This is a genomic window from Chroococcidiopsis cubana SAG 39.79 (genome assembly GCF_003991895.1).
Lineage (GTDB): Bacteria > Cyanobacteriota > Cyanobacteriia > Cyanobacteriales > Chroococcidiopsidaceae > Chroococcidiopsis > Chroococcidiopsis thermalis.
In genome coordinates this window covers 36,351-50,880 of the sequence record NZ_RSCK01000016.1, presented here as the reverse complement: position 1 = coordinate 50,880, position 14,530 = coordinate 36,351, and the positions used below count along the sequence as shown (strand labels likewise).

Annotated in this window: 11 protein-coding genes; 5 read left to right on the top strand and 6 right to left on the bottom strand. The window is 44.4% G+C overall.

Going from position 1 to position 14,530, the window contains the following annotated elements; all coding sequences use genetic code 11:
* Window position 1: 1 nt before the first annotated feature.
* The 4 genes from DSM107010_RS12640 to DSM107010_RS12625 form a co-directional block, all read right to left on the bottom strand.
* Window positions 2-1,504, bottom strand: coding sequence for a glycosyltransferase (locus DSM107010_RS12640; protein ID WP_106166775.1), 1,503 nt, complete (start codon window positions 1,502-1,504; stop codon window positions 2-4).
* A 70-nt stretch (window positions 1,505-1,574) separates the two neighbouring features.
* Window positions 1,575-2,870, bottom strand: a complete 1,296-nt coding sequence (locus DSM107010_RS12635) for an ABC transporter ATP-binding protein (protein ID WP_106166776.1) — start codon at window positions 2,868-2,870, stop codon at window positions 1,575-1,577.
* Complete coding sequence (locus tag DSM107010_RS12630; RefSeq protein ID WP_015153352.1) at window positions 2,870-3,715, bottom strand: ABC transporter permease; 846 nt, start codon at window positions 3,713-3,715, stop codon at window positions 2,870-2,872. The genes DSM107010_RS12635 and DSM107010_RS12630 overlap by 1 nt, the downstream gene beginning before the upstream one ends.
* 94 nt (window positions 3,716-3,809) lie before the next feature.
* Complete coding sequence (locus DSM107010_RS12625) at window positions 3,810-4,883, bottom strand: glycosyltransferase family 2 protein (protein ID WP_106166777.1); 1,074 nt, start codon at window positions 4,881-4,883, stop codon at window positions 3,810-3,812.
* 599 nt (window positions 4,884-5,482) lie between these two features.
* On the opposite strand from DSM107010_RS12625, the gene DSM107010_RS12620 reads away from it, so the two are divergent.
* Together DSM107010_RS12620 and glf are read left to right on the top strand one after the other, a co-directional pair.
* Entirely contained in the window at window positions 5,483-6,472 is a 990-nt protein-coding gene (locus DSM107010_RS12620; protein ID WP_106166778.1) for a glycosyltransferase family 2 protein, read from the top strand.
* Between the two features lie 149 nt (window positions 6,473-6,621).
* Window positions 6,622-7,761 (top strand): UDP-galactopyranose mutase, encoded by a 1,140-nt coding sequence (gene glf, locus DSM107010_RS12615; protein ID WP_106166779.1) that lies wholly within the window; start codon window positions 6,622-6,624, stop codon window positions 7,759-7,761.
* A 91-nt stretch (window positions 7,762-7,852) separates the two neighbouring features.
* On the opposite strand, the gene DSM107010_RS12610 is transcribed toward glf, so the two are convergent.
* Both DSM107010_RS12610 and DSM107010_RS12605 read right to left on the bottom strand, forming a co-directional pair.
* A complete protein-coding gene (locus DSM107010_RS12610; protein WP_106166780.1) occupies window positions 7,853-9,046 on the bottom strand; it encodes a GNAT family N-acetyltransferase in 1,194 nt (397 codons plus the stop codon).
* Between the two features lie 240 nt (window positions 9,047-9,286).
* Window positions 9,287-10,186, bottom strand: coding sequence for a RibD family protein (locus DSM107010_RS12605; protein WP_199755519.1), 900 nt, complete (start codon window positions 10,184-10,186; stop codon window positions 9,287-9,289).
* Window positions 10,187-10,613: 427 nt separating this feature from the next.
* On the opposite strand from DSM107010_RS12605, the gene DSM107010_RS12600 reads away from it, so the two are divergent.
* The 3 genes from DSM107010_RS12600 to DSM107010_RS12590 all read left to right on the top strand — a co-directional run bounded on the left by DSM107010_RS12600 (window position 10,614) and on the right by DSM107010_RS12590 (window position 14,465).
* Window positions 10,614-12,734, top strand: coding sequence for a sensor histidine kinase (locus tag DSM107010_RS12600; RefSeq protein ID WP_015153346.1), 2,121 nt, complete (start codon window positions 10,614-10,616; stop codon window positions 12,732-12,734).
* A gap of 82 nt (window positions 12,735-12,816) precedes the next feature.
* Window positions 12,817-13,245, top strand: coding sequence for a response regulator (locus tag DSM107010_RS12595; protein ID WP_199755518.1), 429 nt, complete (start codon window positions 12,817-12,819; stop codon window positions 13,243-13,245).
* 173 nt (window positions 13,246-13,418) lie between these two features.
* Window positions 13,419-14,465 carry an adenosine deaminase gene (locus tag DSM107010_RS12590; RefSeq protein WP_106167162.1) on the top strand — a complete coding sequence of 349 codons (1,047 nt, stop codon included), beginning with the start codon at window positions 13,419-13,421 and terminating at the stop codon, window positions 14,463-14,465.
* The last annotated feature ends 65 nt before the right edge of the window (window positions 14,466-14,530 follow it).

The window sequence follows — 14,530 nt, the reverse complement described above, 5'->3', positions numbered from 1 at the left end:
CTCAGTTACCACAGCCAGCGTAAACTTCAATTAATTCTTGAAAATGTTGTTCTAGCGATCGCACCGTTCGCGCCTCTTGCCAAAACTCGGTTAATAAGTGCGGGTTATCGCGAATAGTTGAGAGTTTCTGCTGAAAGTCTCCTTTTTTGCCTGGGTCGAAAATGAATGCCGGATGTCGCACAAATTCCTGTGCGCCGCCTCGATTCGAGCAAAGTACGGGTACGCGACAAGCTAAAAGCTCATAGGTGACTTGCGGTAAATTATCTTCCCATAGTGGCGGGACAATTCCCAAGTGGATGCCATCTAAGATTTTAGGAAGATTTTCGTGAGAGTAACCGGGATGGTAAATTAATCGATGCAAAGACTGAGCTAAAGAGAGCAAAGGTCCTTTCTGCTGCATTGCCAAGTCTAACTCGGTGCGATCTGCGATTTTACTAGCGACAACGAGTTCTAACGTGCTTAATTCTGTTGCTGACAGGCAGCGTAATTCTTCCAATAAGAAGTAAAATCCTTTATCTTTTCTCGGTACTCCCATGTAAACGCATCGAAAGGGTTGCCCTGGAGAGTATATTGCTGGGTTATGCGGCGGGACTGGAAACTGCGTGGCTTTACTGCCGATGTATTGCGTACTCAACCGTGTCGGATCGACCCCATAGTACCGATAAATTGCAGCAGTGCGATCGGAAACAGACAGCGCCACATCAACATAACGATTAATCAGAGAAACGATTTCCTGCCGTCGAAATTGATACGCCTCGGCTTGCTGAGGCAGATTTGCACCTTTAAGTTCTAGGGTTTTGAGTAGAGGCGATCGCGTCTGCACGACTAGCGGTCGTTGAATTTTGTAGAAAAGAGCAACGAGTTTTTTCAACAAGTTTAGAGGTAGCGATCGCCCTTTCAAATCGAGCGAGTTGCCTAAAAATTCTAGTCTTCTCATTGCCAATTCTCGCTCTGAATTTGGCGGTATAGGTAAACAGGCAAGACAGGCTCGTCCGTCTAAATTATCGTCACAATGGCTCTGTTCTAACCGCCACAAATTAACTTGCGGACAAACAGCCCAATAATTATGTAAACTAAACACGACCTTAGCACCACTTTCTTTTGCTATTTTGAGACAATTAGCGGTTATGCCCTCTAAATTATGAAAGTGAATGACAGAGAAAGGTGCTTGCGTGTCTAAAAACTCTTGAAAGCATTTTTCCAGAGCGGGTTGTTTGACATTACCTAATGGATCGTCAAAAGCGAAGTGAGAAGGGGCAATAATTGGGGAATTAACGAGTGAAAAAGTGGGTACGTGGGGATGATTTTGGTTGCGAATCGGTTTGATATGTGGACGTTTATTGAAATAAATATAGTCGGTTCCAGAATAAAGAAAGGTGACGTGCCAGTTATCTTTTTGAGTTGTATAGTCAATTAAATTTTTACAATAAACAGATACGCCTCCCCCAAGAGTAGGTTTCTGAAAGTAGGGAGCCCAGTTATAATGAAGTACTCTGTATGACATATTAAGTTTTCCTAATTGAAAACTGATAATTGAAAACCGATTATGTAGCAGCAAACGCTATTCTCAATCTTCAGTCAGCGCGATCGCCAGTAACAATCTGCCACGCTCGCGGTTGATAAAACTTGCATTGACTCATCGTTCCATCCGATTTAACGCTAAATCGGAAAGACTCAAAGACATCGAAAGTATAGATAGAGCTTTGTTTGAGTTTAATGCTCATAGTATAAGTTCCAGGGGCTAAACCTAAACAAGGCATTTGCAATTGAATTTCATGTTTTCCTGGTACAACTTCAAAAAACTTCTCATCATTTTCGCCACTTAAAAACAAAACTGCCCCCGTACCACCTTCACCACCTAATTCTGTAATTTTTAAATGCAATGTCACGTTGTCAAACTTTTGATGAGCTTTACAGCCTACACAGAAGGAAGTAGGTTCGCCACTTTTGAGCGATTCTAAAATCTTGCCTTCAGCGTCTCGAAAAAATAGATGAGTAATGTCTAAGCCAAAACTTTCACTTGCCGATTTTTCAGGTAAGTACATGACCTCTGAAGTTTTGCGCTTGCTATCTAGAAACAAATCTTCCTCATACTTTTCGATAACTCTTTCTGTATCGCCAGATGCAATCAATTCACCCTTGACTAGGTAAATTGCCGAATCACATACGTTTAAAATTGCTTGGGGATTATGATTGACTAAAACAAAAGATGTTCCCTGCTGGCGCAGTTGGTGGAGTTTGCGATAACATTTGGCTTTAAATTTGATATCTCCTACAGCCAAGACTTCATCAATTAATAAGATTTCCGGTTCTGTATGAATTGCGCAGGCAAACCCTAACCGCGCTGCCATTCCCGAACTATAATTTTGTACTGGTGCGTCGATCGCATCCCAAATTTCAGCAAAGTCTATTACTTCTTGAAATCTAGCTTCGATTTCTTTGGTCGATAATCCTAAAATTGACATATTGGCATAGATGTTTTCTCGCCCCGTCAATAGCGGATTAAAACCTGCTCCTAAAGCAATTAGTGGAGCTACCCTACCCTTAAGTTTGACAGTGCCAATATCAGGCTTAATCAGACCGCTAATGATCCGTAATAGCGTACTTTTTCCAGCTCCATTTGCCCCAACTAAGCCTAATGCTTGCCCCCGACGCAGCTCGAAATTAACATCTTTCAGCGCCCAAAATTCTTGGGTACGCAGCGTTTCTATTCTCTTCCCACCTATTAACTCTGTGGCGATATCTCGGACACCATAAAATAGCGATCGCCTTAAGTCTCGACAAAACTTTTTTGAGACATTTTCTACCGAAATAACAACTTCAGAATCTTGAGATTGAATAGCAATTTCTCGATCTACTAATTCAGTCATTAGGAACTCACCCTTTCAATCACGAAAGGCATGGCGAGGCGAAATGCCACCCAGGTTAATAATAAGCCAACTAGAGTAATTAGACTGGCGATCCAAAATCCAGCCGGATCTGAGATAACTCCCGTCGTTGCTAGTTCCCGTGTTGTCACGAGTAGAGGAGTCACGGGATTCAGCCGTACCAAAAATCCAAACGTTCCTTCACCAGGAACGGGATAGACTACCGGAGTCAAGAACAGCCAAAACCCTGTAATCATGGTCAGTCCTTTTGATACATCCTGGTATAAAATCCCCAACGGCGCTAATAAAACACCGATAAATGTACCGAATAAAATCAAATGAATCAGCGCCACTGGAGCCAAAATTACCGTCCAACTGACCGGAACTTGAAACCAAATAAACAATCCCACAATTAAAATCAGCTTGATCGCAAAGTTGAAAAAGACCTCACCTAACTTTGCCAAAATTATTGCTTCTCGGGGAAAATTCACCTTAGCTAGCATCGGCTTAGCTACTGTTACCGCTTGCACTGGACCGTTGAGCGCTTCCACAAAAGTTTGCCACAACGCCGTACTGAACATGACATAAGCTGGATATGGTAAATCTGTAGCTTCAACTGCGATCGCACCTGCATCACTTGCTAGCGTAAATCCTGCTGCCATCACAATCGGGGGCAAAAAAGCCCAAATTACACCCAGAAACGACTGACGGTACTGAGCGCTAATATCTCGCACCATCAGCCGCCATGCTAGTTCGCGAGAAGCGAGTAAGTCTCGTCCCATTTGCTTAAACAACTGAATCGGATGCCTTAATAAGCTTTCAGGCGTATACACCACTTCAAACGGCATCGGATTTGAATTGAGATTTCTCTTTTGCTTCAAGTGGTTTATCCTTCTTCCAAAGTTTGGTAGGGTGGGCAATGCCCGCCCTACTGCTACCTTATTATGCTGATACTGGAGTTTTAGGCAACGACTTGGCAGGCTGCTGTTGCACTTCTTGCGGATGTTTGCGAGTATGGCGATCGCTGAGATAACGGTTCAGCCTTTTCTCCATCCGCACTAGCATATTCTCTAGTCGAGTCTTGCCCCTACCAAAGACATAATATTTATTCAGCAGCGGTCTAATGATAAATACCCTGCGTCTTCCGGTTAAATATTCCGACCAACTGCGATACCAATTTTGGTGGTATTTATCTTCGGTCAGATTCCACTTTTCGCGCAAGCGGTTTAAGCTAGTCGTACCCCAAGCATCGCTCCAACGTACCATGTAGAAAGGAATTTCGGACAATTCCAACGGCATCCCGTTAATGTAGGTGACGAGGGATGTTGGCTCTAAGTAGATGGAACCTCCAGCCTCAGATACCGCTACACAAAAATCTACGTGTTCCTTTGTGTTCATCATTGCGGGGTCAAGCTGACCGCCAATTTTTTCAATTATCGCCGTGCGCACCAACATGCAATGGAACTCTGCCAAACCAGTTGGCTGTCGTTGCAAGAAGTCGCCTAAATCTGCTACGCGCTTACCTTGCTTGTAAATTTTATCGTGCAAGCGCCGCGTTGGGCGATCGCCTTTGTTTTCTTCAATGACCGCAGATTCTCCACCTGCACAATGTACGATTTCGTGTAAAGCTTGACCTTGACATACGAGGGGACTAACTACCGCAGCTCCCGTTTCCTCAGCGCATTGAACCAAATTGTTCAACCAATTCGGAGCAACGACAACATCGTTATCCATGAAGACAACGTATTCTGTATTGACCTGGGCTAAACCTAGATTTCTAGCATAATTTGGTGAAGGGTAATAATCGGTACGAATCAGTTGGAAATTTTTCTCGCGGGCTTGAGCTGCTAAGTAATCTCGGATACGCGCAGGGGAGCCACCATCTACATAAATCAACTTGAAAGGGATGGTTGTATTCTCATAAATACTTTCAAGGGACTTTTGAGTTAAACTGAAACGTTCGCGTGGTACGACTACGATAGTGACTTGTGGTTCTGCCATCTTTGATACGTCCATTTACAACCCTGTTATCTATAAAAAAATCAATCGTCTACAAGTCTGTCTACTTGCAAATACTTACACAAGATTGCAGAATTAGGCTACTTACACCAATACCATACGCAAATTCGCGTAGTGTCATAGGCTTACTAGTTATAAAGAGGCATGTACATAACAGTAATTCATAAAACATTTATACAATATAGGCATTTTATGAAGTATAGATGAATGTTTTATGAGAGTTTTTTCATAATTAGTCGCAGTGTTATCCACTATACAAATGTCAACGCCGTTTCTACCAAAAGTAGTATATCCTTGGGAGAAGTTGCGGTGTACGATTTGTCATTTGAAGGATGAATTGGCATACTACATCAGTAGCAACGAATGTATTCGATTGTTTTTGACTAGATTTTTGGTGTTTTCCAACTATTGTTGCAGAAATTGCTATTATGCTGCTAGTCTGTTTTCTAAAGAGTTGAATCCTACCTGTTGTCTGTTGCCTGGGGAGAGATTATCTCTTATCTCTTAGCGATCGCTTGTATTTTAACTTTTATTTTTCTTCTAGCTCTCATCGATTGGAAAATTTCAAATCAACTCATAGAAACTAGGAACTGACAATGGTTGAAGCAACAATCGCTGTTGTAGTCGTCACCTATAACCGAAAGAAACTTTTAATGGAATGCCTAGACGCAATACTGACTGGAACGCGCTTGCCAGATAAAATTATCCTTGTAGACAACGGCTCTACTGATGATACACCTGATTTTTTGAAGGCAGAAGGATATCTGGCAAATCAACTTATCGATTACATCCGCTTGCCAGAAAATACTGGCGGCGCAGGTGGATTTTATCAAGGTGTAAAGTATGGATATGAAGCAGGTTACGATTGGCTGTGGTTGATGGATGACGATGCCGAACCTGAAATAGATGCTTTAGAAAAGCTAAGTCATTATCTAGATGAACCTGATGTCAGTGCTTTAGCAAATCTCAAAATAGACTTAGAAGGTGAGATATTGCATCCCCATCTAGGGTTTTTCGATCGCCAAACTCATCAGAATGATTTTGATTTTGATATTGAGATTCATCGGAAGATAGAAGACGATTTAGTCAAAAATCATCGAGCCTTAGAAATAGCTTTTAGTTCTTTTGTTGGCATCCTAGTCAGTAAAAGAGCAATTGAAAAAATAGGATTTCCCAATAAAGAATTTTTTATTAGGGGTGACGACTTGGAATATTGTCTGAGGTTAAATAATGCAGGCAAAATTCTCCTAATTACTGATAGCGTTATTCTTCACAAAGAAGCAGGCGATCCAGGAGCGATTGTTAAACAGTTTTTAGGTAAAATTTCTTATAGAACCAAATATAACAGGATATGGTTGACTTATTTTGAAACCAGAAATGCAATTTGGTTAAGAAAAAACTATGCTAGTAAAACGAGATTTTATTTGAGAACATTTAAATACTATTGTCGCTCTTTAATTGCTATTTTGCTCTTTGACGATCGCAAGTTTAAGCGCCTACAATTCCTCACTGAAGCTTACCAGGATGGGTTCAAGGGTTATTTTGATAACAATAAGCCTAAAATTTTATATGAGGAAAAACTCTAAGGTTTTAGTCAACTGAAGTAAAAAAAATACGCGCGTTATATATAGGGCATCAAACTCAGTACTCGAACAATGATTCCTTAAACAAGCTTTTATTTAGCGATTCATGCTTTCGTAGATGACTCGAAAAAATCGAAACAAGGAGTGCTTGAATGTTCGATTACTTAATTGTAGGAGCGGGATTTGCTGGCAGCGTCCTGGCTGAAAGGTTAGCAAGTCAGTTGGGAAAAAAAATTCTGATTATCGATACGCGATCGCACATCGGTGGAAATGCTTACGATTGTTATAACGAAGCAGGTATCCTCATACACAGGTACGGTCCCCATATTTTTCACACCAACTCTCGCGAAGTTTTCGAGTATCTTTCGCAATTTACTCAATGGCGTTCTTACGAACACCGCGTTCTTGCCAGTGTTGACGGACAACTCGTGCCAATTCCCATCAATCTCGACACGATTAACCGACTTTACGGACTCCATTTAACCTCATTCCAGCTAGAAGAGTTTTTTGCTTCAGTGGCTGAGCCTAAAGCGCGTATCCTAACTTCTGAAGATGTAGTGGTGAATAAGGTTGGCAGGGAACTCTACGAAAAATTCTTCCGCAACTACACGCGCAAGCAATGGGACATCGATCCATCCGAACTCGATCGATCGGTGACTGCCCGCGTACCTACCCGCACGAACCGCGACAATCGCTATTTTACGGATACATATCAAGCAATGCCCCTGCATGGCTATACTCGAATGTTCGAGAATATGCTATCTCACCCGAATATCAAAATCATGCTCCAAACTGATTATCGGGAAATTGTGGGGACGATACCGTATCGCGAGATGATTTATACAGGTCCAATCGATTTATTCTTCGATTACCGTTACGGCAAGCTTCCTTACCGCTCTTTGGAATTTCAGCACGAAACCGTGAATACGCCCGTGCATCAGCCAGTTGCTGTAGTCAACTATCCTAACGAACACTTGTATACACGAGTTACAGAATTCAAATACTTAACCGGACAAGAGCATCCTAAAACAAGTATTGTCTACGAGTACCCACGCGCCGAAGGCGATCCATATTATCCCGTACCGCGATCGGAAAATACTGCACTCTACAAAAAATATCAGGCACTAGCTGACGCAACTTCCGGGGTGCATTTTGTCGGCAGGTTGGCGACTTACAAGTATTACAACATGGATCAAGTCGTCGCTCAGGCTCTGACAATCTACAAAAAGCTGAGAGAAACTGAGAATAGACGATCGCCGGAACTAGACCAAAAGCTGGTTCGGGTAGGTTAGCAGTTGTCAGTGTAGAGACGTTATATGTAACGTCTCTACAAATTTATTCGTGACTAGACGAGAACGAAAATCTGGTTCTATCAACCGCTTGCTACGTATCCCGCCGATTGTAAGGTAATTCAGCATTAATTACCTCGATTTCTTGCCGTTCTAACTCATTGACCTCACGAATGTAGGAAGTGAGAATTTGCGCCAACCGTCGATGATAAAACCGATGTAAGCTGTGATTGACAGTAGCAGGGAAACCGCGCCGCTTTTTATGCCTTCCCCCCGCGCCAGGATCGAAAGTTTGAATACCATTGGCGATCGCCCATTCAATCGGCTTGTAGTAGCAAGCCTCGAAGTGCAAGCAATCAATTTCTTGAAAACTGCCCCAATAACGACCGTAGAGGCGATCGCCCTTTGTTAAACAAAATGACATACCCATCGGTTGACGCTTATCTCCTGCCTTATCTCCTGCATGGTAAGCTGCCACAAACAACACGCGATGGCGATAATGGGCGTGCAACTGCTCGAAAAACTTCTTGGTCAAATACTTGCTACCCCACCAGCCGAATTTATCACAGGTATCGGCATAAAAATGATACATCTGCGGAAATAAAGACTTATGGATCTCATCTCCCGTATGAGTCACTAACTCTAAGCCTGCATTTGCTACGGCTTTGCGTTCGCGCTTAATGTTACGGCGTTGGTTGGCGTTGAAGACTCCGAGATAATCGTCAAAAGTGGCAAAACCGAGATTTTGCCAGACATAACTGTGGTGCAACCACGTTGTAAATCCGTGTCGTTCGAGGGTGGGTCGCCATGCAGGATCGACATAGAGAAAATGACACCCAGAAACATTGTGGCGATCGCAAAAATGGTCGATTGCACTCACCATCAACGCCGTCATTTCATCCTCATCTTCCCCTGGCGCAACCAAAAACCGATAGCCTTCAGCAGGGGTAAAAGGTGTCATGCCTAAGAGTTTTGGATAGTACTCTACACCGATCCTCTGTGCCAGATCTGCCCATTGGTGGTCGAAGACAAACTCACCTTGACTGTGACCTTTCAGGTACATCGGGGCAGCTGCAACCAGCGTGCGATCGCGCCATATTGTTAAATGATTCGGCAACCATCCAGCCCTCGCCGTAGCACTACCAGAAGTTTCTAGATTATTCAACCACTCCCACTCCAAAAACGGAGTTGCTAGAGGTAATGCCAAAGCATCCCATGCCGACTGAGGAATTTCAGCAATTTTGTTCGTCCAGGCAACAGAATATTGCGGTTTAAGTTGTTCCACCATTATTTAGGGAGTAGGGAGTAGAGGGACAAGGCGGACAAGGGGGACAAGGAAGACAAGGCGGACAAGGAAGACAAGGCGGACAAGGGGGACAAGGAAGACAAGGCGGACAAGGAAGACAAGGCGGACAAGGGGGACAAGGAAGACAAGGGGGAATGACAACCAATTACCAACTACCACTCTTCACGCTCTTACTAATAACTGATAACTGACAACTAGCCACTGTTACTTAAGTTAATCTAACTATTGCGATCGTTGCAGGCGATAGTGGAGAAATACTTCTTGTGCTTCAACTTGAGCTGATAATAGTTCCAGTCGCGGCGCTAAATTTTCTGGGAAACCCATCCCTGCCACTGGGCTAGGGGCGTTTGTCCCCCCCAAAAGTAAAGGACAGACAGTCAACCACATCTCATCGATTAAATCGACTGCTAGCATCGCTGCCACCAACTCACCCCCACCGAGAACGGCTAAGCGTTTGATTCCCAAAGAAAATAACTGTTCTAGAGCAAATGTCCAGTTGATTGTTGGGAGTCGGGAGTCGGGAATCGGGAGTCGGGAATCGGGAGTCGGGAATCGGTAATTGGTAGTTGCTCCCTCAGTCTCGTCAGCCTTCTTATCCTCCCTGTCTCCCTTGTCTCCCTTGTCTCCCTTGTCTCTCTTGTCCCCCTCGTCTCCCTTGTCTTCCTTGTCCCAATTTTGAATTTTGAATTTTGAATTTTGAATTTTGTCTCCGACTCCCTGCTCCGCCACAATCACTTTCTCAAATTCCGATCGCCCCTGCCAAGACTTTGCCCCAGCCGCAGATGTGAGCAACCAACGAGGTACGGGTTGGCGAAAAAATCGCCACTGAGGATCGATCTTGGCACTAGCAGAAGCCAGGATCTGAATTGGTTGTGATTTTTGATGATTTTGTAGTCTTTGATGCAGTAATTTAGCACTAGTTACGCTTAAGGTTGTGCCGTAAGCGCGAAGCGTACCAGCCCCGAATAGTGTGGCATCGGCAGCAGCTATTTGTTGTTCGAGATGGAACCGATCGCGCTGGGAGGAAAAGCGAGCAGGCGATCGCCTCGCATCGGCAATCTTGCCATCGGCACTCATTGCCAAGATAACTGTTGTATGGGGACGACTTCGAGATCGATCCACGAGCTGCTACCTAGTTTTAAACGATCGAGCATGTTGGCAACCATACAGTAGTAGAAAACACTGTCTCTGCGCTGGCAAAATCTGCCGGAAGTTTTAGCGTAAAAAGTCACACTTTAATTAATTTTGAGTTAATGTTTAAAGATAAAACATTTCTTATGATTAACCAACGAATCTTTTTATCCAACATATATGGTAGCAGCTAGAGCTTTTAGATATGCTGTGAAAATGTCGAAAACATCAAGAACGCAATTGAGCTTGGCATCCGTAAATCGCGAACTTTGTTTTGTATGATTTGTTAAATCAGACAAAGGTTTTAACAGAATTTGCTTGGCAGCGATCGCGTTTAATGGTATTTAAATGCTAAAACTAATCTGTTTGCTAGCAAGCTATTACTAGAGGGTCTTGCATCTATTTTGAGGGAGCTTCCATGGCTAAGCCCAGTCAATCCTCATTTCGCCGTATCTTACTTGCAAGAATACTGCTGCTGACCGTACCAGTGTTGTTGATTGGGGAAGCGGTGACTTTCAGGAAAGCACGTTCTAGCTTGCTAGAAACCGCGCGCTGGAATTTAACTGAAAGTGCGGTGAACAAGGGAGAAAATATCAGCAACGCGATCGCGGCACTGAAATCAAACCTGCTGCTGGCAAGTCAAACCACCGTCATCCGAACAGGTTCGCCTGCACAGGCTCGGGAGTTTCTTCAACAGTTAGCGTCAACGCTGCCAAATACTCAGTGCTTGCAGGTGACTGAGATCGGCACGGGTAATTTGGTAGCCAGTACTTGTGGTAATACTCGAATTGCTTCTGCTAAAGCAGATCCCGCTTGGGAACAGCAGCAAAATCAAAAAATCTCGCCTTTGATTCGCGTTCAGCCACTAGTCGAAATTGACGCGCGGCGATCGCTACAGCTATCCGCCTCGCTAGATCCTCAACGCTCTCTAGGACAACTACAATTAGTTTTATCGGCTCCCGTGTACAACAGTAGCGGGCGATTGACCTACAGCCTCAACGTATTATCGGCACTGCACAAAAGAGAACGAGATCGACCAGGATTGCTGGCTGGCTCCACCGTCGTAATCGATCGCAACGGCACGATCTTAGCTCACCCAATGGCTAACCGCATTGGACGCAACGTCGCGCAAGAGCAAGATGCAGGACAGTTACAACATCTGCTCAAAAATGCGATCGCCGGACGCACGCGCCAAGATTTTATCCACTTGTCGTTCGACCGCAACGGTCCCGATTTGCTAGCGGGCTATAACGTCATTCCCAGTCCGATCGATCGAGCCAACGGATACTGGCTGATTTTAGCCGTTACCCGTCTGGATCATGCCTTGTACGGACTGCAAGAAATTAAAGTTATCCTTGTCGTACTGACCATTGGCTTGTTAGTAGCGACCTTAATCGCCGCGCTGCATATCATTCGCGATTTAGCAAGACCTTTAGAAAAACTACGGGACTACGCCCTCAACCTCCAAAGCCACCACGCTGCCGAGAGAGTCCCGCACAATTTCAAAGTCCGCGAGGTAGAACAGCTAGCAGAAGCCTTGGAAGAAATGTTAGGACGGCTAAATGCTTCGGCAGCAGAATTAGAAACCGCTTGGCAAGAAGCCCAGACTTCCAACCAGATGAAAAGTGAATTCTTAGCCAATACCTCCCACGAGTTACGCACCCCTCTCAATGCCATCATCGGATGTATTCGCCTCGTCCGCGACGGCTGCTGCGACGATCGCACCGAAGAACTAGAGTTTTTGGCACGGGCTGATGAGGCAGCTATTCACTTATTAGGTATTATTAATGACTTGCTCGATATTGCCAGAATAGAAGCTGGTAAACTCTCAGTCGTCACGGAAGCCCTCGATTTACGGCAAGTTTTGCGAGAAGCGATCGACCTGCAAAAGGTACAAATTCAGCAAAAAGGGCTGCAATTGATCGCTACAGAGTGGCAAGAACCGCTACTAGTTCATGCCGATGCTGCCAAACTTAAGCAAGTGCTGATCAATGTCATAGGTAACGCTGTCAAGTTCACCGATCGCGGCAGCATCAGTATCAAAATAGAAGTTACTGCCCAACCCGTACAAGATGGCAGTACTACATTTTGGGTCACTGTGGCTGTAGAGGATACGGGACTGGGAATCGATCCGGCTCAACAACACAAGCTCTTTCGTCCCTTCGCCATGGTAGATGGTACTACTACCCGCAAGCTAGGCGGGACTGGCTTAGGATTGGCAATTTCCCGCAATTTAATTGAATTAATGGGGGGTCGCATTGCCCTCAGTAGTCCTGGTATCGGTCTAGGGACTACTGTAGAAATCAGCTTACCGTTAGTCGATCCTTTGCCGTCTCCTCCCAGCTTGGAGACGCAGCTATCAGAGCGATCGCACTCCACCAGCGACAGCAATTTTGATTTAAACGAACAGAGAGCTTTACTAGAGGATGACTTGAGAGAGAGAATCATAGAAGAATCCAAAAGACTAGACTCCATTAGCTCCGTCAAAAGTATAAAAGTTGAGGAAAACATTAACGGTAGTGGCGTGACTTGTCTTTGACCGATAACTTTGTAGAGACGTTACATGTAACGTCTCTACAAAGTTATCGGTTATTAATTTGTGAATTCTGGTAAATTCTACTGTGCTATTTATACCAATTGAGATTTTGTTGGTAGAAGATGACTCTGGCAACGTGCAGTTAACTAAATTGGCTTTAGAAGAAAGCAAAATGTCTGTAAACTTGCACGTAGTTGAGGACGGTGTAGAAGCGTTAGCATTGTTGCGAAAAGAGGGAAAGTATGCTAGCACAAAACATCCAGATATAATCTTGCTCGATCTCAATCTGCCTAAAAAGGATGGGCGAGAAGTGCTAGCAGAGATTAAAGCAGACCCCAACCTCAAGCGCATTCCTGTTATCGTACTGACAGCTTCTCAAGCTGAGACAGATATACTCAACGCCTACAATCTCAACGCCAATTGTTACATTATCAAACCAGTTGACTTTGACCGCTTTGTCAAAATCGTGCAATCGATTGAAAACTTTTGGTTCACCATCGTGAGGCTGCCGTAAACCCTGCACAGTCAACTATCAGTGGCTAGTGGTTAGTGGCTAGTGGAACCAGTGGCTAGTAATTGCGACTTACGACTTCTTCCTAGTATTCCAGCAAACTTCCGACTGCTGGACAAAATTGCTATCTTTGATAATAACCATAGATATTGTTAAGAATAATTAAGAGAGGTATTGTGGCTCTATACGCTGAATTGCACCGCCACTTGGGGGGTTCGGTCGTGCCTCGCGTTCTCTGGCGCTATTTCCAGCGTCACGCTGACGACAAAATCGAGCGGTTTCCTGACTATGCTGCGTTTGAAGATTTCTATACCCGTCCCCGCAACACGTTGGACGAGTATTTAGAATTGCACACTTTAGTTGAGAGCGTGCAAACAATTGAGACTTTGCCTTACTTTGTCTATCGCTTGATTCGTGGGGCGTATATTTTTGAAAATTTGGCGTACTTAGAAATTCGCTACACGCCATATTTACGCACGTCAGAGCATTTAACTCAATCCCAACGGATCGAACAGATGGCGGAGATTGTTGACGTGGTAGGCAAAGCAAGCCAACTTTCCGAATATCCGATTGTCACTAGCCAAATTTTGTGTATGCATTCGCGGCTACCCGATGAGGTAAATCGGGCAATTGTGGACTTGGCTGCCCAAAAACGAGAATATGTCTGTGCTGTGGATGTCGCTGGTGGCGATGGACATTATGCAGAACGCCTCGAAGAGTTCGTGCAATTGTATGCCTACGCGCGATCGCTTGGTTTAAATACCACGGGACACTTATATGAAACTCCCGCAGGTTGTTATCCCGAACTGTTGCCCTATCTGATGCGGATCGGTCACGGTATCCAAATTCCCCTGCTGCATCCCGAACTGTTACCAGATTTAGCCAGCAGGCAGCAATGTTTAGAGGTTTGTCCCACAACTTATTTAAAGACGGGAACCCTACAGGACATGCGCCAGTTGAAGTTGGTATTCGATCGTTGTTTGGATGCTGGGGTAGATATTGCCATTTGCACGGATAACGCCGGATTGCACAACGTCCGGTTGCCATTTGAGTATGAAAATCTGCTGACGCTAGATATTATTGACTTTGACGAATTGCAAGCTTGTCAAGATGCAGCCTTCCGCCATGCCTTTGCTTGGCCCTATGGCGATCGCCCAGCGTCTTTACTCAATGGATTACTCAAGCCATCATTACCAACGGGGGTGCTAGCAATGCAAGATTAAGATTGGTAGATGGTAATTGGTAATTGGTAGTTGGTAGATGGTAGTTGATAAGTAGGTGGAGTTTT

Coding starts and splice junctions, on each gene's coding strand:
- DSM107010_RS12620 (WP_106166778.1), top strand. CDS start 5,483: ATGGTTGAAGCAACAATCGCTGTTGTAGTCGTCACCTATAACCGAAAG.
- glf (WP_106166779.1), top strand. CDS start 6,622: ATGTTCGATTACTTAATTGTAGGAGCGGGATTTGCTGGCAGCGTCCTG.
- DSM107010_RS12600 (WP_015153346.1), top strand. CDS start 10,614: ATGGCTAAGCCCAGTCAATCCTCATTTCGCCGTATCTTACTTGCAAGA.
- DSM107010_RS12625 (WP_106166777.1), bottom strand. CDS start 4,883: ATGGACGTATCAAAGATGGCAGAACCACAAGTCACTATCGTAGTCGTA.
- DSM107010_RS12640 (WP_106166775.1), bottom strand. CDS start 1,504: ATGTCATACAGAGTACTTCATTATAACTGGGCTCCCTACTTTCAGAAA.
- DSM107010_RS12610 (WP_106166780.1), bottom strand. CDS start 9,046: ATGGTGGAACAACTTAAACCGCAATATTCTGTTGCCTGGACGAACAAA.
- DSM107010_RS12635 (WP_106166776.1), bottom strand. CDS start 2,870: ATGACTGAATTAGTAGATCGAGAAATTGCTATTCAATCTCAAGATTCT.
- DSM107010_RS12630 (WP_015153352.1), bottom strand. CDS start 3,715: ATGCCGTTTGAAGTGGTGTATACGCCTGAAAGCTTATTAAGGCATCCG.